The organism is Megasphaera intestinihominis, assembly GCF_040096415.1.
Lineage (GTDB): Bacteria > Bacillota > Negativicutes > Veillonellales > Megasphaeraceae > Megasphaera > Megasphaera intestinihominis.
Window position 1 is genome coordinate 45814 of record NZ_JBBMEU010000004.1, and the last position, 25499, is coordinate 71312.

The 25499-nt window shown below is 52.0% G+C and carries 21 protein-coding genes, 1 rRNA gene, 1 other RNA gene and 1 riboswitch; of the genes, 22 read left to right on the forward strand and 1 reads right to left on the reverse strand.

The features are described 5' to 3' along the window. The first annotated feature begins 32 nt into the window (after positions 1–32). From WMO23_RS01465 to WMO23_RS01550, 18 genes are all read left to right on the forward strand, one after another. On the forward strand, positions 33–1148 hold the full coding sequence (locus WMO23_RS01465) for an OmpA family protein (protein ID WP_349173097.1): 1116 nt from the start codon (positions 33–35) through the stop codon (positions 1146–1148). Between the two features lie 274 nt (positions 1149–1422). Continuing rightward, an RNA gene (ffs, locus tag WMO23_RS01470) (signal recognition particle sRNA large type) lies at positions 1423–1628 on the forward strand. A gap of 46 nt (positions 1629–1674) precedes the next feature. Beyond that, the gene (dnaX, locus tag WMO23_RS01475; protein WP_292281607.1) at positions 1675–3609 is read left to right on the forward strand and encodes a DNA polymerase III subunit gamma/tau; all 1935 of its coding nucleotides are present in this window, start codon (positions 1675–1677) and stop codon (positions 3607–3609) included. A 29-nt stretch (positions 3610–3638) separates the two neighbouring features. Next, the gene (locus WMO23_RS01480; RefSeq protein ID WP_020311196.1) at positions 3639–3956 is read left to right on the forward strand and encodes a YbaB/EbfC family nucleoid-associated protein; all 318 of its coding nucleotides are present in this window, start codon (positions 3639–3641) and stop codon (positions 3954–3956) included. After that, positions 3956–4546, forward strand: a complete 591-nt coding sequence (recR, locus tag WMO23_RS01485) for a recombination mediator RecR (protein WP_020311195.1) — start codon at positions 3956–3958, stop codon at positions 4544–4546. Before WMO23_RS01480 ends, recR begins: the two co-directional genes overlap by 1 nt. Positions 4547–4553: 7 nt before the next feature. Then, positions 4554–4799: a pro-sigmaK processing inhibitor BofA family protein gene (locus WMO23_RS01490; RefSeq protein WP_020311194.1), complete on the forward strand. Its 246-nt coding sequence runs from the start codon at positions 4554–4556 to the stop codon at positions 4797–4799. A 21-nt stretch (positions 4800–4820) separates the two neighbouring features. Continuing rightward, entirely contained in the window at positions 4821–5996 is a 1176-nt protein-coding gene (locus WMO23_RS01495) for an efflux RND transporter periplasmic adaptor subunit (RefSeq protein ID WP_020311193.1), read from the forward strand. A gap of 22 nt (positions 5997–6018) precedes the next feature. Further along, complete coding sequence (locus tag WMO23_RS01500; protein WP_020311192.1) at positions 6019–6768, forward strand: IclR family transcriptional regulator; 750 nt, start codon at positions 6019–6021, stop codon at positions 6766–6768. Beyond that, positions 6765–7373, forward strand: a complete 609-nt coding sequence (locus WMO23_RS01505; protein WP_020311191.1) for a DNA-3-methyladenine glycosylase — start codon at positions 6765–6767, stop codon at positions 7371–7373. The genes WMO23_RS01500 and WMO23_RS01505 overlap by 4 nt, the downstream gene beginning before the upstream one ends. A gap of 114 nt (positions 7374–7487) precedes the next feature. Further along, positions 7488–8303 (forward strand): DUF2156 domain-containing protein, encoded by an 816-nt coding sequence (locus WMO23_RS01510; protein WP_020311190.1) that lies wholly within the window; start codon positions 7488–7490, stop codon positions 8301–8303. A gap of 12 nt (positions 8304–8315) precedes the next feature. Then, positions 8316–9476, forward strand: a complete 1161-nt coding sequence (locus WMO23_RS01515; protein WP_020311189.1) for a GNAT family N-acetyltransferase — start codon at positions 8316–8318, stop codon at positions 9474–9476. Between the two features lie 294 nt (positions 9477–9770). Further along, complete coding sequence (locus WMO23_RS01520) at positions 9771–11156, forward strand: cation:dicarboxylate symporter family transporter (RefSeq protein WP_292281602.1); 1386 nt, start codon at positions 9771–9773, stop codon at positions 11154–11156. A 227-nt stretch (positions 11157–11383) separates the two neighbouring features. After that, complete coding sequence (locus tag WMO23_RS01525; RefSeq protein WP_020311367.1) at positions 11384–13435, forward strand: zinc-ribbon domain-containing protein; 2052 nt, start codon at positions 11384–11386, stop codon at positions 13433–13435. Further along, complete coding sequence (locus WMO23_RS01530) at positions 13425–14768, forward strand: AsmA family protein (RefSeq protein WP_020311368.1); 1344 nt, start codon at positions 13425–13427, stop codon at positions 14766–14768. Before WMO23_RS01525 ends, WMO23_RS01530 begins: the two co-directional genes overlap by 11 nt. Positions 14769–14801: 33 nt before the next feature. Beyond that, positions 14802–15716, forward strand: coding sequence for a polyphosphate kinase 2 family protein (locus tag WMO23_RS01535; RefSeq protein ID WP_020311369.1), 915 nt, complete (start codon positions 14802–14804; stop codon positions 15714–15716). A 102-nt stretch (positions 15717–15818) separates the two neighbouring features. Next, entirely contained in the window at positions 15819–16331 is a 513-nt protein-coding gene (locus tag WMO23_RS01540) for a ferritin (RefSeq protein ID WP_020311370.1), read from the forward strand. Between the two features lie 10 nt (positions 16332–16341). Then, a riboswitch (cobalamin riboswitch) is annotated at positions 16342–16521 on the forward strand. Between the two features lie 157 nt (positions 16522–16678). Continuing rightward, positions 16679–17680: a sirohydrochlorin cobaltochelatase gene (locus tag WMO23_RS01545; protein ID WP_020311371.1), complete on the forward strand. Its 1002-nt coding sequence runs from the start codon at positions 16679–16681 to the stop codon at positions 17678–17680. Positions 17681–17808: 128 nt separating this feature from the next. Further along, complete coding sequence (locus tag WMO23_RS01550; RefSeq protein WP_020311372.1) at positions 17809–19392, forward strand: acyl CoA:acetate/3-ketoacid CoA transferase; 1584 nt, start codon at positions 17809–17811, stop codon at positions 19390–19392. A 294-nt stretch (positions 19393–19686) separates the two neighbouring features. On the opposite strand, the gene WMO23_RS01555 is transcribed toward WMO23_RS01550, so the two are convergent. Continuing rightward, entirely contained in the window at positions 19687–21147 is a 1461-nt protein-coding gene (locus WMO23_RS01555) for a hypothetical protein (RefSeq protein ID WP_292282648.1), read from the reverse strand. A 320-nt stretch (positions 21148–21467) separates the two neighbouring features. Between WMO23_RS01555 and WMO23_RS01560 the strand changes: the two genes are divergently transcribed. The 4 genes from WMO23_RS01560 to WMO23_RS01575 form a co-directional block, all read left to right on the forward strand. Beyond that, positions 21468–22250 (forward strand): enoyl-CoA hydratase-related protein, encoded by a 783-nt coding sequence (locus WMO23_RS01560; protein ID WP_020724211.1) that lies wholly within the window; start codon positions 21468–21470, stop codon positions 22248–22250. 122 nt (positions 22251–22372) lie between these two features. Then, complete coding sequence (locus tag WMO23_RS01565; protein WP_020724212.1) at positions 22373–23521, forward strand: acyl-CoA dehydrogenase; 1149 nt, start codon at positions 22373–22375, stop codon at positions 23519–23521. Between the two features lie 328 nt (positions 23522–23849). Beyond that, positions 23850–24200, forward strand: a complete 351-nt coding sequence (locus WMO23_RS01570; protein WP_020311887.1) for a desulfoferrodoxin family protein — start codon at positions 23850–23852, stop codon at positions 24198–24200. Positions 24201–25292: 1092 nt separating this feature from the next. Further along, positions 25293–25499, forward strand: a 16S ribosomal RNA gene (locus WMO23_RS01575); the annotation flags it as partial.

Consider the following 25499-nt stretch of genomic DNA (forward strand, 5'->3'; position numbering starts at 1 on the left):
GCACTATTAAATATCAATAGGAAGCTGGGATTATGATGAAAAAGAAATCTTTAGTACTGGCTGCAGTCATGGCAGCCTGCGCTACTTCCTTTGCTTTCGCTACGCCGCAGACGCAGTGGAACCAGGGACAGTGGCAGCTCGATTTAGGCGCTTGGAACCCGAAAGCTTCGGTTGATTCCAGCAACTGGGCCAAAGACGAATGGAAAGGTGGTCAGGAAGACACTGATTCCAAATGGGACTTCCAGGGCGGCCTCGGCTACGGCCTTTCCGACAAATGGGCTTTGCAGTATAACTACTACGGCTTGAAGACGAAGAGCGACAACAACAAGTCTTACAAGACCGATGGCGATGAACACGAAGTAAACCTCGTTTACTCCATCAACAAGAACTTCGCCGCTTACGCCGGCTGGAACCGCATTAAAAACGATCTCGGTGGCGATGCTAACGACACCAACAACGTCGCTCAGATCGGCTTGATCGCCAAAGCTCCGCTGGCTAAGAACCTCGACTTCTACGCTAAAGGCGCTGTCGGTACCAAGAAGACGACCATGTGGGAAGCTGGCCTCGGCTACAGCATCACACCGGACCTCGACATCAGCGCTGGCTATCGTTACTTGAACACCAAATTGGCTGATGAAGGCGACAACACCCTCGGTGCATTGAAAGACGACGCTAACATCTCCTACAAAGGCTTCATCGCTGGCCTCTCCTATCGCTTCGGCGGCGGCCACAAAGAAGCTCCGGCTCCGGAACCGGTTTACACGCCGGAACCGACTCCGGCACCGGTCGTTGAAACGCCGGTCCAGAAGAACGACTACTACGTTGAAAGCGTTCACTTCGGCTTCGACGAAGACCAGCCGCTTCCTTCCGAACGCGCTAAGATGGACCACTTCGTCCAGGTTGCTAAAGCAAACACGAACGATACGTTCAAACTCGTCGGCAACACCGATGCTAAAGGCAGCGATGCTTACAACGATGACCTCTCGAAACGCCGCGTAGACAACGTTGCAGCCTATGCTGAAAGCCAGGGCATCCCGGCAACACAGATGCAGCTCGACTACAAAGGCAAGACAGATCCCGTCAGCACCAACGACACCGACCAGGGCCGCGCTGACAACCGCCGCGTAGATATCTGGCAGAATCACTAAGATAGTGGCTCGTGGCTAGTTGTTCGTGGCTAGCGGCTCCCCTTATAGGGGAGCTGGCCGCCGAAGGCGGTCTGAGAGGTTGTTTTTGACCAAAAAAGCCCCTCGCATGATGGTAGAAGCTTTCGTGCGAGGGGTCCTTTTTTTCTGTAGGGGTTCGCACGTGGAGCCCCCTACAAGCCACTAACCACGAACCACTAACTACTAACCACTAACTACTAACCACTACCCCCCTAGCTCCTAGCCCCTAACCACTAAATTCTCTCAAAAAGGGAAATTTTCCTTGCCAAACTTCGTTTTTCACGCTATAATAATATAGCTAACTTAATAAGAGTACTGGTGCGTGGTAATCCGCCGGGGCTTGTGCAATGGGAATCTATGAACCTTGTCAGGTCCGAGAGGAAGCAGCAATAAGTAGACATTTCCATGTGCCACGAGGAAACCTGGCGGGTTATCATACACGAGTACTTTTCAGTTGGTAAAAGCAGCGGTTAGCTGCTTTTTTTCGTATACGGAAGGAAAAGGACTCATGGCATATATTGCGTTATACCGTAAGTGGAGGCCCAGGAATTTTGAAGATGTCGTCGGCCAGTCCCACATTACGGAAACCCTGCAAAAAGCGATAGATACGGACAAAGTAGCCCATGCTTACTTATTCTCCGGCCCCCGCGGGACGGGCAAGACGAGCACGGCTAAAATTTTTGCCCGGGCCATGAACTGTGTCCACGGGCCGACGTCCCACCCGTGCAACGAATGTGAAGTCTGCCGCCACATCATGAGCGGCGAATCCCTGGATGTCGTCGAAATCGACGCCGCTTCCAACCGCAGCATCGAGGATATCCGGACCCTGCGGGAAACGATTAAATTCATGCCTGCCGAAGGGCATAAGAAAATTTATATCATCGATGAAGTGCACATGCTGACGACCGAAGCTTTCAATGCCCTGCTGAAGACCTTGGAAGAACCGCCGGCCCATGTCATCTTCATCCTGGCGACGACCGAACCGGAACGGATTCCCATGACCATCCTGTCGCGGTGTCAGCGTTATGAGTTCCGGCGCATTACCAGCGACGATATTGCCAAGCGCCTGCTATACGTGGCCGGTCAGGAACAGATCGACCTGACCAAGGGTGCGGCTCATATCCTGGCCGTCCAGGCCGACGGCGGCATGCGCGATGCCCTGAGTATGCTCGACCAGTGCGTCAGCAACACGAGCGGCACTATCGACGAAGGCGTCGTCCGCGATTTACTCGGCCTCATCGGCAAAGACTGGCTGTTTTCCCTGACCCAGGCTATTTTCGATGGGAAAGGCGATGTCATCATCAAGGCTGTCGATGACGTCATCCACATGGGCAAGGAGCCGCGGGTCATCCTGACGGAATTGCTGGCCCATCTGCGGGCTGTCATGCTCTGTCAGGCTGCGCCTTCGTTGGATACTCTTTCAGCTTATGATGACTGCCTCGATGAACTTCGCAGGCAGGCCGGCGAATGGACGGCAGATAGTGTTTTTCAGGTCCTGGCGATTTTGCAGCAGGCCTTATTGACGGCCAAGACGTCGCCGGTTCCGCGCATTGCCGTGGAAATGGGCCTGCTCATGGCAGCGCGGCAGCTGACCCAGCCGCCTGCCGTCAGTATATCGGCTGTGGCTCCCCAGGCTTCGGGGAGAAAAGCCAAGACGGCGGCTGCCACAAAGCCGGACGTCATCCCCGTACCGGAAGAAGACGATTACAGCGGGGCTTATGGTCCGGAAGAAGCGGTCCCCTTCCCGGAAGATGAGTTTACCCCTCCCGAACCGGCTCCGGCCGTCCGTCCGGCAGCCCGGGAAGCGGCAGCGCCAGTCCCTCAGCCGGTGCGCCCCGTTGAGCCCGCAGTTCCAGCCCCGGCGGCACCTGTCGTAAAGACCGCGGCTCCGGCCGACAACAAAGCGCCGGCAACGCCGCCTGTTCAGGCAGCACGGCCCCCCGTCGAGTCGGCAGCCTACCAGGACGTCTGGAAAAAGATGTGTGCCATTCTCGACAAGGAAAAGAAGAAAGCCGTCTTGTCCTGTATCCGCAATGGCCGCGTCGTTTACATCGGCGAAGGCCAGGTCATCGTCGCCTTTAAGACGGCCTTCATGGTGAAACGGGCCAATCGGGAAGATTACTTCAAATTCACCGATGCCGCTTTATCTCAGATACTGGGCGGCACGTACCACATGCAGGGCTTTTTGGAAGGTGATGCGGAACTTTCGGGATACGAAAAAAAAAAGAGTGAATTGCCCCCCGTAAAGGCCGTAGAAAAAGCTCCAGTACAAACCGAAGATATTCCAGCTCCTGCGCCGGCTCAGGAAGCCAGAGGGCCAGGCGATGAAACGGCGTGGCAGCCGGCTTCGTTAGACGATATGGATGAAGCGGAAAGAGCCGCCCTGGAACCATTGCTTAAAAACGTAGGAGACTGTAATATATATATAGAAAATAAAAAATAAGTTTACACGAAAATTAGGAGGAAACGCACATGTTTGGTGGAAATATGCAAGGTATGATGAAGAAAGTACAGAAAATGCAGAAGGAAATGAAGAAACTCCAGGATGATTTGAAGAAGCGCACCGTCGAAGCTACCGTCGGCGGCGGCGTCCTGACTATCGTCATGAATGGTGAAAAGAATGTCGAAAGCGTCCACATCGACCCGAGCATCATCGACCCGGAAGATGCAGAAATGCTGGAAGACCTCATGGTCGCAGCCGTCAATGAAGCCAACAAGAAAGTCGACGACATGATGGCTCAGGAAATGAGCAAAATCACGGGCGGGATGCACCTGCCGGGCATGTTTTAATGGATACGCCATTAGATAAGCTGACCGAGCAGTTCCGCCGCCTTCCCGGCATCGGCGTCAAGACGGCCCGCAAGCTGGCCTATTATATCGTTCAACAGCCCAACAGCCGTGTCGATGAATTCGTCGATGCCATCCGCGATGCCAAGCAGAATATGCATTTTTGCTCGGTCTGCTTCAACTTGTCGTCCCAGGACCCGTGCCCGATTTGCAGTGACATCAGCCGCGACCGCTCGACCATCTGCGTCGTCGAAACGCCGCAGGATGTCCAGGCCATTGAACGCAGCGGCGATTATCATGGACTGTACCACGTCCTGCACGGTGCCTTGTCACCCCTGGATGGCGTCAATGTCGAAGACCTGCGCATCCGCGAGCTCCTGCAGCGCCTGGGCAATACGACGGTCAAGGAAGTCATCCTGGCGACGGATCCCGACGTGGAAGGCGAAGCTACGGCTTTATATCTGGCCCGCCTCATCAAGACGGCCGGCATCCGAGTGACCCGCATTGCCCGCGGCCTTCCCATGGGCGGCGACATTGAGTATGCTGATGAAGCAACCCTGGCTGGTGCTGTTGCCAATCGGCAGGAAATGTGAGGGGATTATGGAATATTTATGGATAGCCGCAGGCATTTTCGTCCTGTTCTTAGTGCATAAGCTCATCTTGGCGCCTATGCGCCATTTAGTGGTCAACGTCGTCGTCGGGCTCATCGTCCTGTACGGCGTCAACCATTTTGGCTATCTTTTTGGTTTCCAGCACGTTCCGATTACGGTCGGTACAGGCCTCATCATCGGCCTGTTCGGCCTGCCCGGGGTCATACTGGTTACCTTGTATTACACGTTTTTTTAACCTGCGTGAAGAGGGGATATCGTGAAATTAAAGAAATGGGCCGTCCTGGCCTGTACGGCTGCCTTGGCTGTATCAGTCCTTTCGGGCTGCGGCAACAGCGTGTCTACCAAAACTGAAACGGTTTCCAAGTCGGACCACCCTGTGGCCCTGACCCTGGATGCCAACATTACGGCCTTACATATGACCAATATCGTGCCGAAGTTATCGGGGAAACTCGTATCGACACCGCTGGCCGTAGGCCAGGAAGTCAAAGCCGGTGAAGTCGTCGTCCAAGTCGATTCGGCACCGTATCAGCAGAGTGTCAATCAGGCCGAAGCGGAACTGGTAGCTGCTTCTTCGGCATCGACGCCGACGTACAAGACCGTTACCGTACCGGCTGCCAGCAGTGGCGGCGGTGGTGGCGGCGACAACAGCGGTCACCGTGCTGAATTGAAGGCCTGGTATAATATGGGGGCCTTATCGAAAGTTGAATACAACCAGATGATGGCTGATTCCGGCAGTTCTTCTGGATCTTCTCAAGGTGAAACGACGCAGACCGTCCAGGTCCAGGAAGCTCCGGCTGTGGACCACGAAAAGATCGCCCAGCTGCAGCAGGCCGTCCAGGCTGCCCGCGATATGATGGGGAATACGACGATTTATTCGCCTCTTGACGGCCGGGTCACGGCTGTAGCCGATAATCCGTCCGTTGCCGTTGCCGGCAATGTCCTGGCTACGATTCAGCAGATGTCTCCTTTGGTTGCTACCTTTGCCATCCCTGAAATGTATATCCAGGCTTTACAGGATGCCAAAAAAGACGGCAGCCTGCAAGTATCCATCATCGCCGCTTCGGGCGAAACCGAGACGGGGGAACTGACCTATCTGGCAACGGAAAAAGATCCGTCCACTGGCTCTTATATGGCCAAGGTCACATTCAATAACGCCAAGAGCCTGTTCGTTCCCGGTGAATTCTATCACGTCCGCATTGCCACGCCGAAAGAAGTCTCCCAGATTACCGTCCCCAAGACGGCAGTCCGCACAAAGGACAGCGGTGACTTCGTTTACATTGTCAATGACAGCGGCCTGGCTGATGCCCGTTCTGTCCTGACTGGCGATGAAGAAGACGGCCGCGTCGTCATCCTCGATGGTCTCGACGAGGGGGATATCGTCGTCGCTGACCCGCCGGATTCGCTGGAAATCGGCATGAAAGTTAAATCGTAATTCCAAGGAAGGGTGAGAGCCATTGGTAAAAGAAGAGCATCACAGCAGTTTATTGAAATCCTTGGAAAAGAGCCTCGACGTCCTCGACCTCTTCGTCGAATGTAATACGGGCATGACCTTGAAGGAAATCGCTGAGCATACCCATCTGAATACGTCGACGGCTTTCCGCATTGTAAACACATTGGAACGGCGCCAGTATCTGACCCGCAACGATACGTCCAAGCAGTACCGCCTGGGGCCGCGGGCCCTGGCGCTGGGCTATTCGTCTCATTGGACGGAAAACGTCATCACCCTGGCCAAGCCGTATTTACGGCGTTTACAGCAGTTGTTTAACGAAACGGTCAGTATTTACATTGCCGAAGGCGACTGCCGCATCTGCCTGGACCACGTCGAAAGTACCCATTCCCTGCGCCGGGTCATTCCCATCGGCGAATCGCTGCCCCTCTATAAGGGTGCTGCCGGCCGGGTGCTGCTGGCCTGGACGAGCGATGACGAACGCCAGCGCTATATCGAAAAATACGGCAATATTTCTGAAGAAGAGTTTGCTACGATCCGTCATAACGGCTATGCCATTACCCAGGATGAAAGCGAGCATGGACTGTTCGCCCTGTCTGTGCCTATCTTCAATTTTGAAGGCCAGGTCATCGCCTCGTTGACCATTGCCGGGCCGTCTATGCGCTTTTATGATTCCATCCGCCAGAAGATGTTGTTTACTATGAGTCAGTATGCCTATGAAATTTCCCATTCCTTAGGCTACCGCAAGAAAGAATGATAGGCCGCAGATGGAGAGCTGACGAGTTTTGTGTCGATGCCAGCCTGCTGGCCCCACGCCTGCTGGGCCAGTATGTCATCCATGAAACGCCACAGGGCATCTGCAGCGGCCGTATCGTCGAGACCGAAGCCTATGGCGGTTCTTATGACGGCTTTCCCGACGATGGGGCCCACAGCTTCCGCGGCCTGACCAAGCGGACGGCACCGATGTTCCATGCCGGCGGTATCAGCTATGTTTACTTGATTTACGGCATGTACTGCTGCTTCAATGTCGTCGCCGGTCCCGAAGGCGAAGGCCAGGCCGTGCTCATACGGGCCATCGAACCCATCTGCGGGACAGACCTCATGGCCGCACGGCGGAAGGCCAGGAAAGCCGGCAGGAACCTGACCAATGGACCGGGCAAGCTCTGTCAGGCCATGGCCATTACGCGCGAGGAAAACGCTTTAGATTTGACGTCTTCCTGCCTGTATATTTCCCATCCCGAAGAAGAGGTCCCGTTTACAGTGGCCGTTTCGCCGCGTATCCATATTGATTACGCCGTACATGGGAAATATTTTCCCTGGCGTTTTTATATCCAAGACAATCCTTATGTATCTAAGGTGTAAATATTTTAGGGGGAGATTACCATTATTGAATTCAGAGACTTTCGCTTAGAAGATAAACCACTTATAGATGACTATTTTCATCAGAAAAGATATGAACAGGCCGACGCTACCTTCATGACGCTCTTTGCCTGGCAGAAGCCCTATGAAATCCAGTGGGCCGAAGAAGACAATGTCCTCTATATCCGCTCAGGCCGCGGCAAGAAACAGTTCTGGATCCCGCCCTTCGCCCGCAAAGACGGCAGTTTCGTCAAAGGCGTCCTGCGCATGCACGAATGGTTCGATGAACATGGCTATCCTTTCTTGATGAAAGGCGTTACACCAGAAGCTGTCGAACGTATCAAGGCCCTCTGTGAAGACTGTTATGACTTCACGCCGGACCGGGACAATTATGAATACGTCTATCTGACCCAGAGCCTGATCAACTTATCGGGCAAGAAATACCGCCAGAAGAAAAACAATCTCAATCACTTCCGCAATCAGTATTTCGGCAACTGGGAATACGTCCCCATTACGGAAGACATCTTCGATGAATGTCTGGCTGCGGAAAAATCCTGGTACGACCAGCACGAAGCCGGTGACGAAGATGATGAACTCTTGGGCGAACGCCATGCCATCGAAACGGTCTTCAATAACTGGGAAGTCCTCCAGCCGACGGGCGGTGCCATCCGCATGTACAATAAGATCGTCGCTTTCTCTATCGGTGAGATGCTCAACGATGATACGGCCATCATCCACTTTGAAAAGAGCGATCCGACGATCCGCGGCCTCTATCAGGTCATCAATCATGAATTCGTCGTCCATGCCTGGCCGCATACGACGTATATCAACCGTGAAGAAGATATGGGGATTCCCGGCCTGCGCCATTCCAAGGAATCGTACAATCCGGATCACTTCGTCGAAAAATACGACGTCACACTGCGTCAGAAATAAGGGGGCTTTTCTATGCACTTCCGCTTAGCGGCTGAATCGGACCGGGGCCTCGTCGAAAGCCTTTGGGACTACTGTTTTGAACATCGGGAAGATCCTTTTTTCCAGTGGTACTTCAACCATTTCTATCAGCCTGAAAACGTCCTCATGGGCTTTGAGGGCGACGATATGGCCTGCCTGACCCATCTCAACCCGTACACCCTCTGTCTGCGCGGCAAAGCCGTAGACACGTCGTATATCGTCGGTTTGGCGACGCACCCGGCAGCTCGGCGCAGCGGCGTCGGTGGGAAACTGCTGACGGCAGCCCTAAAAGAAATGAAGCGCCGCGGTCATTATATCCACATCCTCATGCCCAGCAAGGCCGGTTTTTACCAGCCCTATGGTTATGAACTCTACTGCCATCAGTGGAAAGAGACGATGAATCTGGAAGCCCTGCGGCCGCTGACGGACCGGACCGTGCGCTATGCCTTTGTCAACAGCCCGGACCAGTGGCCTTACCTGGCTGCCATTTATGAAGGTTATACGAAAGGCCTGTCAGGCTATGCCCTGCGCGATGAAGCGAGCTGGCGGAGCCATATCGAAGCCCAGTTGGCCGAAGGCAATATCGCCGTCTGCTTCGATGGCGATGAACCCATTGGCTATGCCTTCTATCAGCTGGGAGAACCGACCATCATCAGCGGTGAATTCGTTTACACCTGCCGCAAAGGCAAGCGCGGCCTCTTAGGCTACATGTACAACCACCGTTCCCAGGGCGACGCCTTTCAGTGGAATGAAGGCATCCATGACCAGTCCTACCGCTTCTATCCCGACGGGAAACAGGGCCATGAAACGATGCCCTTCATGACAGGCCGTATCGTCGACGTCAAAGGGGCGCTGGAACAGCTGCCTTATCGAGCTGACGGGACCGTCACCTTCCATACAGAAGATCCCCTGGCAGATTGGAACTGCGGGACCTTTACCCTGACTGTAAACAATGGTAAACCCAAAGTAACCCAAGAAGAAAATAAACAACCGGACGTCACCATGCCCATCGGCACCCTGGCCCTGCTGGCTTTCGGAGTCATGGATGTAAACGACCTGGCCTTCAACGAAAAACTCCAGGGAAACGAAAAGGCTCTGCAAACCCTGCAGGATCTCTTCCCGACCGAAAAGAACTGGATTAACGAATGGTATTAGGGTTAGTGGCTTGTGGCTCGTAGGAGCTGTTGCACGAATGTTTCTGCCATCATGCATGGTCCCTTTCTCTTTATCGTTTGTAGTACGGAGTTTGTAGTTTGTAGAAGATGGCTTTAAATTTAAAACCATTCACTGCAAACTACAAACTTAACACTCAAAAAATAGGCTGTCTTAATACGACAGCCTATTTTTTCATCAATAAAACAGCAGAAAAGTCCTTTGCAAAAGACTACCAATTTAGTATAATAAGAAAATCAATGTATATTGGTTATTGATTACTAGGGGGAATTCAGTATGGAAAGTCAATTTTTTACGTCCTTCCTGATGATCAGCGATTGGCGGACAGTCTTATTCTTAGCTGTCCTGGCTGTTCTCTTCGGACTTATTCATTATCTCTATCATAAGTGCAAGATGGGCTTCTCGCTCGTCGTCTGCGTCGGCATGGTGGCCGGCGCTTTATTGGGCCTGGTCATGCAGCTGATGGCTGGCTTCCCTGATGATCCGACGAAAGTCGTCTTCATCAAGGAAACGACGAACTGGTTCCAGCTCTTTGGCAATGGCTATATCGACCTCATCAAGATGATCGTCATTCCGCTGGTCATCATTTCTATTGCCCACGTCGTCATCAATATGGATTCTGGCAAGACCATGAGCCGCCTGGTCAAGCGGACATTGCTGGTGACCTTGGTCATGACGGCTATTGCCGCCGTCATCGGCATCGTCTTCGGTATCCTTTTCGATGTCGGTTCGGGCAGTGCCATCAGCAGTGAAGCTGCCAGGGCCAAACCGAAGGATGTCGTCAGCGTGGCTTCGACCCTGCGGGCTCTCATTCCGGGAAACCTCGTCGATTCCATGGTCAAGAACAACGTCATCGGCATGGTCATCTTCGGTGCCGTCTTTGGCCGGGCCATCTGGTGGATCAAAGCAGATAAGCCCGATATGGAAGCCTTTTTGCATAAACTCATCGATGGCCTGCACAAGACCATGATGAACATGGCCCTGCTCATCTTGGACTACATGCCCTGGGCGGTCATCGCCTTACTGGCTAACACTATTGCCCAGAAAGGCCTGGCAAGCATCCTCGACGTGGGCATCTTCATCATCGCCCTGTATGTCGCCCTTATCGTCCAGTTCATCATTCAGATCCTGGCCGTCATGCTGCATGGTGTCAATCCCATTCACTACTTGAAGAAAAGCGTGGCCCTGCTCATCCTGGCCTTTACGTCCCGGTCCAGCGCCGGCTGCCTGCCGGTCACCATTGAAACCCTGGTTACCCGCCTCGGCGTCAATCAGGGAACGGCGAGCTTTGTTGCCGGCTTTGGCACGACAGCCGGCATGCAGGGCTGTGCCGGCGTCTTCCCGGCTATGCTCATCGTCTACGTCTGCCATCTGACCGGGACGCCGCTGGATATTACCATGCTGGTCATGACCGTCATCGTCGTCACCATCGGCTCACTGGGCATTGCCGGGATTCCCGGTACGGCGACCATGGCCGCTTCAGTCAGCCTGTCCGGCGTCGGCATGGCCTCGTCGTTCAGCCTCATCGGCCCGATACTGGCCATCGATCCCCTCATCGACATGATGCGGACCATGGTCAACGTTTCTGGTTCCGTCACCAACTCCATCATGATCGATAAACAGCTGGGGACACTGGACATGACAAAATATAATAGCCATTAATCACTAAAAGGTACTGTCGCATGAAGACAGCGCCTTTTTTAGCAGTCAGCGGCTAGCTGTTAGCCGTTAGCAGATGGTTTTAAATTTAAAAGCCTTAACTAAAAACTACAAACTGAAAACTTAATACTCGAAAAGGGGCTTGTCGCACATGCGACAAGTCCTTTTCCTTTTTGCCAAATAGGTGTAACATAAAATTATAATTACCTTATCTTTATGGAGGTGTTTCTATGGATTCTTTAGGCTATTTTGGCAAGTGGTTCCCGACGGAGCATAAGAAGTACACGGCTATTATCGCCATGATGTATGTTGGCGTCGTGACGACGGTCCTGGGCGTTTTATTTGAAATTGCCCTGCGGGGACTGGCTATGATCGGCTTGTTCGGTGGTCCTGCTGGGGTACGGCGGACCATGGATGTCCTGACCTTTTTCAGCGGCCTCAATACGCTGGTCACGCTGGCTCTTCTGGTCATCATGATTTACCTGCTCTATAAGACGCGGGCTCTGGCTTATCTGCTCAAAATGTTCCTGGGCTATTTTGTCGTAGACCTATTGTTGATCTTGATTGCGGAAATTTTCAATGGGACTGTGGCTGCGATTCTCTGTATCTTAGGTATCATCGCTACTATTTATGTGAATCGCAAGCGCTGGCACTATATCAGTCAATACCGCCGTTATATTTACTACGTCATCCTCAGCTGGCTGGTCAGCGCCCTTTGTACGGCTGCCGTCGTCGGCCATATCGTCTATAGTATGACCCAGCTGATGTTCGGCATGACCCGCGGCGGCTATGGGACCTTTATCGGCTATGCCGTCCTCCTGGTCCTGGTCTGGATGATTCCTGTTTTCTGCCAGCATTACATCTATCGCCGGGAAGAACGGCTGGGGACTTCCTTCTATCAGGCCTTTCGCCTCATGTGTACCGTTCCCATGACAGCCCTGTTCTTCATCTTCGGCATTTCTTCCCTGGCGTCGATTGGCACATTGAGCGGTGAAAACATGTTTACATCATTTAACTTTGACGATACAGGCGATAACCAAGCCAATCATCAAAACGATGAAAATGCAATGTCAACGCAAAATGTAAACGGAGTAAATGAAAAATACTGCCCTCATTGCGGCCGTCCCGTAGCGGCTGATGCGGCCTTTTGCAGTCATTGCGGCAAACCCGTCCATACGTGCCCGCAATGTCACCAGCCCGTCGACCCGTCGGCAAAATTCTGCCCGTCCTGCGGGGCCCCGCTGCAGGTTCTGCAAGCCCAATACGGTCATCTGACCAATCGGACAGCCGTACAGCAGGAGGAAAAGGTAGTGCAGCCTGAAAGCCGGCCGGCAGTACATCCTGTAGTTATGCCGCAGCGGGAGAAAAAAGAAGTTCCTTTAAAAGCGCAGCTCCAGGAGCATCGCAATCTCTTCATCGCCCTGGCCTGCGTCCTCGTCGTGGCCATTGCCGGCGGCATCTGGTACGCCCATGAACAGAAAGCCCTACCGGCCCAGGGGAGTACCGTATCGTCGCAGCTTGTCAAGACGGCTGATTCGGAACTCTCTTTAAACGGCGTTTACCTGGACCAAAGCTGGGATGAAGCTAAAGACGGCCTGGGCCGGGAACTCAGCACGTCGGATAGTAAAGACGGTGCCGTTCATCATAAGTTTACCGATATGGATGTCGTCGTCAAAGACGATAAAGTCATCATGCTGACATCCTCCTCGCCGGCAGCTCAGAGCAAGCGGGGCATCCATCAGGGCAGCTCTTTGGATGACGTCGTCAATGCCTATGGTGACGATTACCAGGCCTCGGAATACGGTGCCCAGATTCATTATGAATATACCTTTAAGACCGATGACGGGAAACAGGGAATCCTGCGCTTTGCCGTCAGCAAGAACAGCCAGACCGTCGAATATATCAGCGTCCGCCTGGCCGATGAAAAGACAGATGGCGCGAAGCAGGCTTTCCTGGCTTACCATAAGGCCATTTCCAATCACGACCTGCAAGATGCCTTCCAGATGCTGACTGGGGAATTCCAGAATTCTGTCGGCGGCTATGATGGTTACGCGCCGGGCTACGCCAACACCTTGTCCAGCGACGTTTCCAATCTCCGCAAAATCGCTTCCGGAAGCGATAAGACGACCTTTTCCTTCACCTTGAAAGCGCGGGACCGTATCCCAGGCAGTGCCAAGGTCAAAGTCCAGTATTTCAACGGTCAGGTGACGATGGTAAAAGACGGGAACACCTGGAAAATCAGTGATATGAGTGCAAAGAAGACGGGAGAACATGTGGAATAAATGGTATGTCCGACATAAACGAAAACTGAAACGCATGGGGGCGATTACCTTGATCGCCGCCGCCGTTCTTTACGGACTCTGTTTCTACATGAGCTACAAAGCGGCGGATATCTTCAACCAAGTCGTCGCAGAACGCCAGCTCTTTCCCGGTACGGTCACGGTGGAACGCCTGACGGCGACGCCAGGCGGAACCGTGTCCTTTGAGGGCCTGGTATGGCACGATGAAGATGGGGATACGCTGGTCCAGATACCGGAAGGCCAGTTTACGGTCAAACTGAGCGATGTCCTGACCGGTCATATCGGTACGCAGACTGTCGAAGACGTGACTTTGAATAATGCCTATATTCATTTGATCTTTAATGATAAAATGGAGTTACAGCATATCAAGAAGGCCAGTGACCATCACAGCAGCGGCCCGAAGGATTTGGTCAAGGTCACAGGGCCTAAGAGCAACCGCCCCTTTAACTGCCACGTCGCCCTGCATCAGAGCGTCATCGAAGCTGAAGCGCCAGGCCGTTATTTCAAGATCGGCGATGTCGAGTTCTCTTCGGCCATCCATACTAAAGGCAAGACGAAAATCGACTTGCGGGCCGGTCACTTTTCCGGCATGATCGATGCCAAGTCCCTGCGCATCCGCGGCAGCCTGGATTTCAAAGAAGAAACACCGCAGTATAACCTGTCGCTCTTGCTGAGCGACTGCAATCCCCGTTCTCTCGGGGCCGGCCTGGATATCGACGACCCGGCGACAGTTTCGGCCGACATCCGCGGCCCTTTATATGCCCCGGTCATCGACGGCACTTTGAAGATGGACCGTCTGGATATTACGGCCCTGGTCTTTACGGATGTCGTAGGACAGGTCCATTATGAACAGGGCCTGCTCGATATAAACGAAGTCACGGCCGGCGTCTTCGGCGGCTCCATGAAAGGTCATGGACAGGTAAACCTGGACGATAAATCGTATACGGCGGACATGACCGGCTCCCAGCTCAAAGGCGGCATTGCGGCCCATGACCTCTTCCTGCGCTGCAACGTCGACTTGAATCTGCACATGGAAGAAAATAAAACGACCGGCACCAAGGCGATTTACGGTGATTTCCAGTCCGGCCCGGGACGCTATCACCAGCTGCCCTTCCGGGGCATTTCCGGCTCTTTCGCTCAGGATGGCAAGATCTTGAACTTCCGGGACGTCGTCATTTCCATGTTCTTTGGTGACGTATCGACGGACGCTTTTTCCATTGTCAATGGCAAAGTCAAGATAGGGTCCATCAACATCAACTATAAAAACGGGAAGCGGAGCCGCTGGGGAAAAGGCGGCCCACAGCCAGTCTTGTGAGAAGCACTATAGATAGAGAAAGGAGTTTTTACTATGGATATTTCCCGATATTTAGCGGAAGAAGGCAAAAAAATCGATTTGACCCAGTGGTCGACGACCTGCGATGTGGACATCGACAAGAAGAAGGTCAAAGGCGAACTGCTGGACCAGACGATTTCCGAAATGCAGGATTTACAGGAAAAGCTCTGTGCCGACAATCACTACGGCCTGATCATCGTCCTGCAGGCCATGGATGCGGCCGGGAAAGACGGTACGGTCAAACACGTCTTTGCCCACCTCAATCCGGCTGGCGTCAAAGTGCACAGCTTCAAGAAACCGAGCTCGGAAGAACTGGATCACGACTATATGTGGCGCATCAATAAAGCCCTGCCCGGCCGGGGTGAAATCGGCATCTTCAACCGCTCGCACTATGAAGAAGTCGTCGTCGCCCGCATCCACAACCTCATCAAAAGCGACGGTATGCCGGAAAAACTGGTACGCAAGGATATCTGGGAAACGCGCTACCGCCAGATATGCGACTGGGAACGGTACTTGTCGGAAAATGGCTTCCCTATGGTCAAGATCTTCCTCCATTTATCGAAAGATGAACAGAAGAAACGCCTCATCGACCGCATCCTGACTCAGCAGAAGAATTGGAAGTTCGACATGTCTGACATCGAGGAACGGCAATATTGGAACCGCTATCAGAAAGTCTACGGCGAAGTCTTATCGGCCACGTCGACGAAGTACGCTCCCTGGTACATCGTCCCGGCTGATGACAAGTGGTATACGCGCTATGTCGTCGCCCAGATCGTCCTCAAGGAACTCAAGGCCATTAACCCGAAATTCCCGAAATTGTCACCGGAAGTCGAAAAACAGCTGGCCCGGTTCCGCCAGCTCCTGAAAGAAGTCGATATCAAGGACTTGAAGAGCATCAAGAATGCCATTGATGAGCAAAAAGTCAAATAAGAAGTATTCCTGATAGGGTCAAATGTGATATAATAAGGACGGTTCAAGAAAACCGATGAAGTTCTGTACACGTTTTGAGACATATCTCAAGGAGGTACCGTTATGCTCGATGCAAAAGTAAAAGAATTAATCAATACCCAGATCAATCAGGAATTCTATTCGGAATATTTGTATTTAGCTTTTGCCAACTATTTCTATGACAATGGCCTCGACGGCTTTGCCAACTGGTATGATGTCCAGGCCCAGGAAGAACGGGATCACGCGATGCTCATGCGGACATATCTGCATAACAACGGCGAACGCGTTACCTTCTCGGCCATCGCCGAACCGCAGAACGACTTTGACAGCATCAAAGCGGTCCTCAAAGCTGGCTTGGCTCATGAACAGTATGTCACGTCGCTGATCAACAAGATTTATCAGGCTGCCGATAAAGTCCACGATTACCGGACCATGCAGTGCTTCGACTGGTTCGTCAAGGAACAGGGCGAAGAAGAAAAGAATGCCGACGATTTGATCAAGAAATACAAGATGTTCGGCAGCGATGCCAAAGGCCTCTATGCCCTGAATCAGGAATTACTGGCCCGTACGTATGTCGCCCCGACGTTAGTCCTGTAAGGATTCATACAATTCCATAGTGCAATCAGGTGCGTAAGCTCAATAGAGAAGTCCGGTGCAAAACCGGCGCGGTCCCGCCGCTGTAAGGAGGAGCCAGGCTGCAATGATGTCACTGTACGTCCGCGTATGGGAAGGCGCAGCCATGGCCATGAATCCGAGCCAGAAGAACTGCCTGATTAGGATCACCGGTTGACCTGCGAGCGATGGGGATGGCGATTTTTACGGCGAGCCGCTTTTTATGAGCTGCTGGCCGTGAAGGACTCGTATGTAAGGGACTGTCGCATGAAGGCTTATGCCATCATGTGACAGCCTCTTTTTTTATATTTTTTATCAAAGGAGAGATGATTATGTTCCACAAAAAATTAAAGACCGCGCTGATTTTATCTTTGGCCCTGACGTCGTTTGGTGCTTTTTCGGCGCCCTCTTTTGCTGCCGGCTATACGCTGAACCCGGAAGTCAAGGACGCTACGCCGGCTTTGAAAAAGGCCGCGGAAATCGGGGTCCGCACGTACAACAACCCGGACATGCAGAACGAAGCCAATAAAGACGCCATCCTGGTATTGAGCTTCGGCACGACCTATAAGGACAGCCGCCAGAAGACCATCGACCAGACTGTATCGGCTATCAAGGCGGCCCATCCGGATCAGAAAGTCGTCGTCGCCTTCACGTCGCATATCATCGTCGACCGCATCAAGGCTAAAGAAGGCGTGACCGTACCGACGCCGGAACAGGCCATGGCCCAGCTGAAAAAAGAAGGCTATACGCGCGTGGCCATTACCTCCCTGGACATCATCCCGGGTATGGAATATGCTTATGATACGGCTATTTTCGACCTCTACAAACATGATTTCAAGAAATTGACCCTCGGCACGCCGCTCATGTATTGGATGGGACAGGAAGACCAGCGCGACGACATCGCTGAATTCGTCAAAGCCTTCTCGACACAGTTCCCGAAAATTGGCAAGAAAGACGCCATCCTGGTCATGGCCCATGGCACGCCGCATCCGGCCAATGCTTATTACTCCGTCGTCCAGAACCGCCTCGATGCAGCTGATCTGGGCAATGTCTACATCTACTCTGTCGAAGGCTGGCCCCATCTGGATACAGTCATTCCCCAGCTGAAAGCCAAGGGCATCAAGCACGTCATCCTCATGCCCATGATGATGGTCGCCGGCGACCATGCCAATAACGACATGGCCGGTGCCGATGCCGATTCCCATAAGAGTATCCTGGAAAAAGAAGGCTTCACGGTTACGACCTATATCCATGGCCTGGGAGAAAATGAAGCGGTTCGCCAGATGTTCGTCGAACGAGCTGATGAAGCCTGGAATGCCCTGGAAGCCCAGTAATTTGACTTCATGGAATTTTTTCCTACCAATTTAGTCCATCCTTTTCGTCTATCATTCCATATGCTTCCTTTGTATAATGAATTCACGAAATGCATATAACAAACGTGAAGAAATAGGAGATGGAAGACATGAAACAAGTGAAAATAATTACAGCTCAAGAAGCAGCTCAGCTCGTCAAAGACGGTGACGTCGTCACGACCAATGGTTTCGTCGGTTCCGGACAGCCGGAAGCGCTGACCAGCGCCCTGGAAGAACGCTTCCTCAATACGGGTTCGCCGAGAGATTTGACGCTCATCTATGCCGCTTCCCAGGGGAATACGGATGGCCGCGGCGGCGACCACTTCGCCCACGAAGGGATGTTGAAAAAAGCCATCCTCGGCCACTGGAACGCCGTTACGGCCCTGCAGAAATTAGTCAATGAAAATAAGATCCAGGCCTACAACCTGCCCCAGGGCACGCTGTCCCAGTATTTCCGTGACGTCGCAGCTCATCGCTTAGGCACGATTACCCACGTCGGCCTCGATACCTTTGCGGACCCCCGCATCAGCGGCGGCCGTCTCAATGACGTCACCAAAGAAGACTTCGTCAAAGTCATCAACATCGAAGGCCATGACCAGCTCTTCTATCCGCGCATGGATATGAATATCGGTTTCATCCGCGGGACTTATGCCGATGAATGGGGCAACGTCGTCCTGACCAAGGAAGTATCGCCTTTCGATGCCACGCCGCTGGCACAGGCCGTCCATAACAGCGGCGGTATCGTCGTCGTCCAGGTCGAAAAAATCGTCAAAGGCGGCACGCTCGACCCGAAACTGGTCAAAGTACCGGGCATCTACGTCGACTACGTCGTTCAGGTCGATGACGAAACGAAACGGCAGCAGTCCTTCGACTGCGAATATGACCCGTCCCTGACGGGCGAAACGACGATTCCCGTCAAAGCCCTGGATCCGGCTCCGCTCAATGCCAAGAAAGTCATTGCCCGCCGGGCAGCCCTGTTGCTTCTCAATATGAGCAGTGAAGCCGTCATCAACCTGGGCATCGGTATTCCGGAACTCGTCTCGTCCGTAGCCAACGAAGAAGGCATCGGCGACAGCTTGACCATGACTGTCGAAGCCGGGGCCATCGGCGGCGTACCTCTCGGCGGCGTCCGCTTCGGGGCTTCTGTCAATGCCGAAGCCTACATGGACCAGGCTACACAGTTCGACTTCTACGATGGCGGCGGCCTGGACCTGACCTGCCTGGGCCTGGCCGAATGCGATAAAGAAGGCAATATCAACGTATCCAAATTCGGTACGCGCATTGCCGGCTGCGGCGGCTTCGTCAACATCACCCAGAATACGAAGAACGTCGTCTTCTGCGGGACCTTTACGACAGGGAAACTCCGCGAAGAAATCAAAGACGGTGAACTGCACATCCTGCAGGAAGGGAAAGTCAAGAAATTCGTTCCCGAAGTCGGTCACATCACCTTCAGCGGCAACTATGCCCGTAAACATAAACAGCATGTCCTCTACATCACAGAACGTGCCGTATTCGAAATGAAAGAAGACGGTGTCCACCTGACCGAAATCGCCCCGGGCATCGACCTCCAGAAAGACGTCCTCGACCAGATGGGCTTCACGCCGATCATCGACGAAGTCAAAGTCATGCCGGCCTTCCTCTTTGAAGATAAACCCATGGGTTTGAAAAAGATGAAAGAAGAAATGAACAAATAATAGTTTGTAGTACAGAGTTTGTAGTTTGCAGAAAAGCTCCCCTGATAGGGGAGCAGGCCGCCGAAGGCGGCCTGAGAGGTTTTGACACAGCCGCGGACTACGCTGTGAGTTGCGGACTGTAAAAAAAGGGCTTGTCGCATTTGCGACAAGCTTCTTTTTTTGATTGTAGGGGCTCGCACGTGGCGAGCCCGTCAGGTATATGTTATGATGCCTGTAGCCGATTTGCATGGGCGGGCGCCCCACGTGGGCGCCCCTACAGAAAAAGAGGCTGTCTTAATGCGACAGCCTCTTTTTTTACTTCGACAAGGACAAGGTCCTTTCGATGAGCGGTTTATACGTTTCGTATTTTTTCTTTAAGGCTTCTAAATCATACTGGCGGTATGACGGCTGATTCTTCATGTTCTGGAAGGCATTGAGCAGGATGGAGTGGAGACGGTTGCTGCTGATGACGTAGAACGAATCGGCGTCGTTGTGGATATTCCGCTTGTTCTTTTTCAGGAAGCCTGTCTTGTAGTTGGAATAGAAGGACAAGTCCTTGCCCGTGTACATGCCGTCGCTGACGGTCGGCAAGAGGACGCCAGTCGTTAAGTTGGGATTCTTTTCCAGGCCTTCAAAGATACTCTTGATATGCGCTTTCCGTTCTTCCGCAGTCAAGCGGTATTCGATGTCGGTCAGGTAGATGTAGCCCGATTCGACGTAGCGCAGGAGCGATGTCGTCGGCATGATGAAGGTGATTTCCGAAGCATTGAGGATTTCTTCCCACGTGACGCAGAGGCGCTGGATGGCAAAGGCCTGTTCCGGCGATACGGTTTCGCTGATGTGGTCGAAGACTTCGTGAGGAAGGAGGAATTCAAAGCCGATGGTCAAGTAGAAGAAGAATTTCGTTGTCGCATAGAAGGCCGTGCGATAGCCGAGTTCTTCCAGTCCCAGAGAGCTGACCGTCGACATGAGCGGTTTCTTTTCAGCTCCGTTGAAACTGAATTTTTCATAAATATCACCGACTAAGGATTCGTCGAAAATATAGGTACACATCTTGAAGCGGGGCTGTGTGTCCAGGGCATATTGAACGACGAACGCGCCCTTGAGGATGATGAGGTTGGCATTGGACGTATCCTGGATGTCATAAAAGACGAAATCGATATCCAAAAAGTTATCTAGCGTACGATAGACCGCGATTAAATCATCGAAGTTGCTTTCAATTTTATCTAAGTCCAGGCCGACACGGATGGTCAGTCTGTGCTGTAATTCGAGGCCTTCGAAATATTTCCAGAACCCTGTTTTGTATAAAGTACAAAATTCACCGAGGACCAGGAGCTCACCATCACTTTCGAGGCTTTGAATGCCCTTTTGCAGCAAGTCCGACAAGAAAGCCGACGTATCGTGATGACCGGTGACGACCTGGATGGACGGGCGGTTTTCTTTGCCCTTGGGAACCCGGTTCTGGTTCAGCGTCGTCCGGTAGGCGGCGCAGAGGTACTGGCCGATTTCAAAGCCCAGGTCATCCGTATTTTCGGAAATGGGGAAGGTTTTAAAGAACTTGGCCTCTTTCTTCTGCTTAGTGATCAGTTCGGCAAAGTATTGGCCCATTTCTTCGTTGATCCGTTCGACATAACGGGAAGACGGTAATTTCGTACCGTTGCTCCATTTATTGACGTAGGACACATCGTAACCGACGACATCGGCCAGGGAAATGAACTTGGCCTGTGTGAAGGTAATGAGCCGTTTTAACGTTGAAGCATATCCATCTGAAATCACGTTGTAACCTCCTTCAATACGAAATTGTCATATTTTTTATATAGAACATATATGGCTTTTAATATATATGAAATACATTCATTCTCTGTATAAATTTAATTCAATCGAGCATGTACATTTTATCACATACCTTAGTGAATCACAATGATTTTGACAAAAAAATTCACATGGACTTAATTCTATGCAAAAAAGGTCAAGCCTTTCCTGTTTTGTTCCAACTTGGTCATTTGTATACTGTAGTCACAAGGTTGGTTCAAGGCAAGGCCAATCAATAAGACATAGTTGATAATTTTTATAACTATATTAGGAGGTTTTTCATTATGGCTTACAACAATATTAAATTCGTCAACGAAGATGGTATCGGTATTTTAACGATCAGCCGCCCGAAGGCTCTCAACGCATTGAACACGGAAACAGTTACGGAACTGAATGACTGCGTTGGCAAAATCGAAGCTGACGAATCGGTAAAAGTTGTCATCATCACTGGTGAAGGTGCTAAATCCTTCGTCGCCGGTGCCGACATCGTTGAAATGTCCACTAAGAACCCTGTCGAAGGCCGTAAATTCGGTAAGATTTCCCAGGATACTTTCACACGCATCGAAAACCTGCCCCAGCCGGTCATTGCAGCTGTTAACGGCTACGCTCTCGGCGGCGGCTGCGAACTCGCCTGCGCTTGCGACTTCCGTTATGCTGCTGAAAACGCTAAATTCGGTCAGCCTGAAGTTGGCCTCGGCATCACACCGGGCTTCGGCGGCACTCAGCGTCTCCCCCGTGTCGTAGGCCGTGGCTATGGCAAAGAAATGATTTTCCGCGCTAACATGATCGACGCTCAGGAAGCTCATCGCATCGGCTTGGTCAACAAAGTCGTTCCTCAGGAAGAATTGATGGATACCTGCAAAAAGGTAGCGAAAGAAATCATGGGCAACGCTCCTATCGCTGTACAGCTCGCTAAGACGGCTATCAACCGCGGCATCAACTGCGACGTCGTCACCGGTATCGCTTACGAAGACGAAGTATTCGCCCTCTGCTTCTCCACGGCAGACCAGAAGGAAGGCATGGACGCATTCGTCAACAAACGCGCTAAACACTTCCAGGGCAAATAATAGAGCACGCTTCATTGTTAGAAGGAGGGGCTTCGCATGGCAGCTGAAAGCTTCGTGCGACAGTCCCTTTCCTATAAACCTTTAGTATGTAATAAGAATTATTTTTAGGAGGAATATTTACTATGGATTTCAAACTCAGCGAAATGCAGCAGGATATTGCTAAACTGGCTAAAGATTTTGCAGAAAAAGAATTGGCACCGACTGTCAAAGAACGCGATGAAAAGGAAGTCTTTGACCGCGCTATCCTCGACAAAATGGGTACCCTCGGCCTTCTCGGCATCCCCTGGGAAGAAGAAAACGGCGGCGTAGGCGCTGACTTCCTCAGCCTGGCTGTCGCTTGCGAAGAAGTCGCTAAAGTTGACCCGTCCATCGCACTCAGCTTCGAAGTACACACCATGCTCTGCTCCTGGCCAATCTGGAAATTCGGTACGCCGGAACAGAAAGCCAAATACTTGAAACCCTTGGCAGAAGGTACGAAACTCGGCGCTTTCGGCCTCACCGAACCGAACGCTGGTACTGACGCTTTGAACGGTTCCACAGTCGCTACGAAAAACGAAGACGGCAGCTACACCTTGAACGGCTCCAAAGTCTTCAACACCAACGGCGGCGAAGCTGACGTTACCGTCGTATTCGCTTCGACGGACAAATCCAAAGGCGCTAAAGGCATGAGCGCTTTCATCCTGGAAAAAGGAATGGAAGGCTTTACCTATGGCAAAGAAGAAGTTAAAATGGGTATCCGCGCTTCCGTACAGCGTGAACTCGTATTCCAGAACGTAAAAGTTCCGGCTGAAAACCTCCTCGGCAAAGAAGGCGAAGGCTTCAAAATCGCTATGATGACCCTCGACGGCGGCCGTGTTGGCGTTGGCGCACAGGCTCTCGGCATTGCTGAAGGCGCTTATAATGCAGCTGTTCAGTACGCTAAAGAACGTACGCAGTTCGGCAAACCGATCGCTAAATTCCAGGCTATCAGCTTCATGCTGGCTGACATGAAACTCAAGATTGAAACGGCCCGCCTCGCAGTTTATCAGGCTGCTTGGAAAATGGCTCAGCCCGACGTTAAATCCTACTCTGTAGATGCAGCTATCGCTAAGAAATACGCTTCTGACGTAGCTATGCAGGTCACCACCGATGCTGTCCAGGTATTCGGCGGCTATGGCTTCACTCGTGAATACCCGGTTGAACGCTACATGCGCGATGCTAAGATCACTCAGATTTACGAAGGCACCAACCAGGTACAGCAGATGGTCATTTCCGGCGCTATCCTCCGATAAGCCGGCTCACCGTCTTTCTTCCTGAAGTACATATAGAAGTACATATAATAGAATAATAGTATATAAGATAACGCTCCAGAGAAAGGGACCTCACATGAAACTTCCGCCCATCATGTGAGGCTCTTTTCTTTTTTTTTTGATTTACGAATAAATAATAATTATTTGTTGATTATTTCTTGACAAAAACGGCTAAATCATGTAAGATATATACATAACAAAGAACCAATATCAATTAAAGGTACAAAAGATTTTATTACCACCTATGAACGACATGTAATATATAATCCTTATATATGCACTTGAATTTTTTGTTAGAGGAGGAGTTATCATGAAAGACGTAAAATTCTATCAGCTCGAAGGTAAAAACGTATTGGCTTTGCTCAGCGGCAGCGTAGAAGGCGCTGAACCCATTGCCGTCGGTTCCGTTGATGCAGCTAAAGAAAAACACATCCCCGTCGTAAAACGCGTCGGCGATAAACTGGAAGTCACTGTCGGCTCTGTCATCCACCCGATGTTGGAAGAACACCACATCGAATGGATTGCCTTGGCAACGGATGATAAACTGGAAGTCAAATTCCTCAAACCCGGTGAAGAACCGAAAGCCGTATTCGCAGCCGTCGACTCCGGCGTCGTATACGAATCGTGCAATCTCCACGGTATTTGGAAAGCGGAATTTTAAGGGATAAAAAAGGGCTTGCCGCACACGCGGCAAGCCCTTTTTTTGCAGGCCGCAGGCCGGAGCCCATCGTCATTGGCGATGTCGTTCGTCGTAGGCCGTTCATCGTTCATCGACGACGATTCAGATGCGGCGTCCCGCCGCGACTGACTCGGACTGACAACATCGCCTCGAGTACCCCTCGGCTCGTAGAGGAGAACCCCTCCACCGCAAGCGGTCCCCCTCTTCTTCGCAGGGGCGGCTTACGCCCCAACCGGGGCCATCGTAGGGGACGTCCTTTAACCTCTCAGACCGCCTTTGGCGGCCAGCTCCCCTATGAAGGGAGCCTTGGGCGACCCGCTGTGAATAATGGGGAAAATACTTGTCAAGTCAATGTAGCATGGTTTTGCGACCGGCGAACTGCGGCCTGCGAATTACGATTTCGACAAAGCGCATTTCGCGGGATTCCCACAACGGGACGCCCAGCCTCTGCTGTCCGTTCCAGCAACCGTCTTGCGCCTCCCATTGGTCGGCAACCGACGGGCTGGAAAGGGCTTTGGGCGTCCCCTACGGAATCGCAGCCAGGCGATGTTAATGTTATGGATTCACATCAAATCATTCACGGCCCATGGCCTTGTGCGTAGGGGCTGTCCTGAAAGGCAGCCCGCTGCGAACAATGGGGGATATACTTAGCCTGTATATGTGGCATGGTTTTGCGACCGGCGATTTCGCTACAAAGCATTTCACGGGATTCCCACAACGGGCCGCCCTTTGGCCGGCCCCTACAGCGACATCTGTGATGTCGCGGCGGCCTGCGTCAAGGATTTTAAAAAAATCCTTGACAATTCCTTTACACAGTAGTATACTGAATGAGTTGTCGGGGCAAGGCCCTGACGCAGCAGGAAGTTTGAATTTAAAAAAGTTCAAATTAATCCTTGACAAGCTCTTCTGAGTTTGTTAAAATAAACAAGTCGTCGCCACCCGGTGATGACAACGATGACCTTTGAAAACTGAACAATGAACTGAATGAACGCCAACGTGCGAGGTTCTATTATATAGAACGTCAAACAATGAGTAATACCAATCAATAAACAAGAGCCAAACGCTCTTCCATATATCATGGAGAGTTTGATCCTGGCTCAGGACGAACGCTGGCGGCGTGCTTAACACATGCAAGTCGAACGAGAAGAGATGAGAAGCTTGCTTCTTATTGATTCGAGTGGCAAACGGGTGAGTAACGCGTAAGCAACCTGCCCTCTAGATGGGGACAACAGCTGGAAACGGCTGCTAATACCGAATACGTTCTTTCTGTCGCATGGCAGA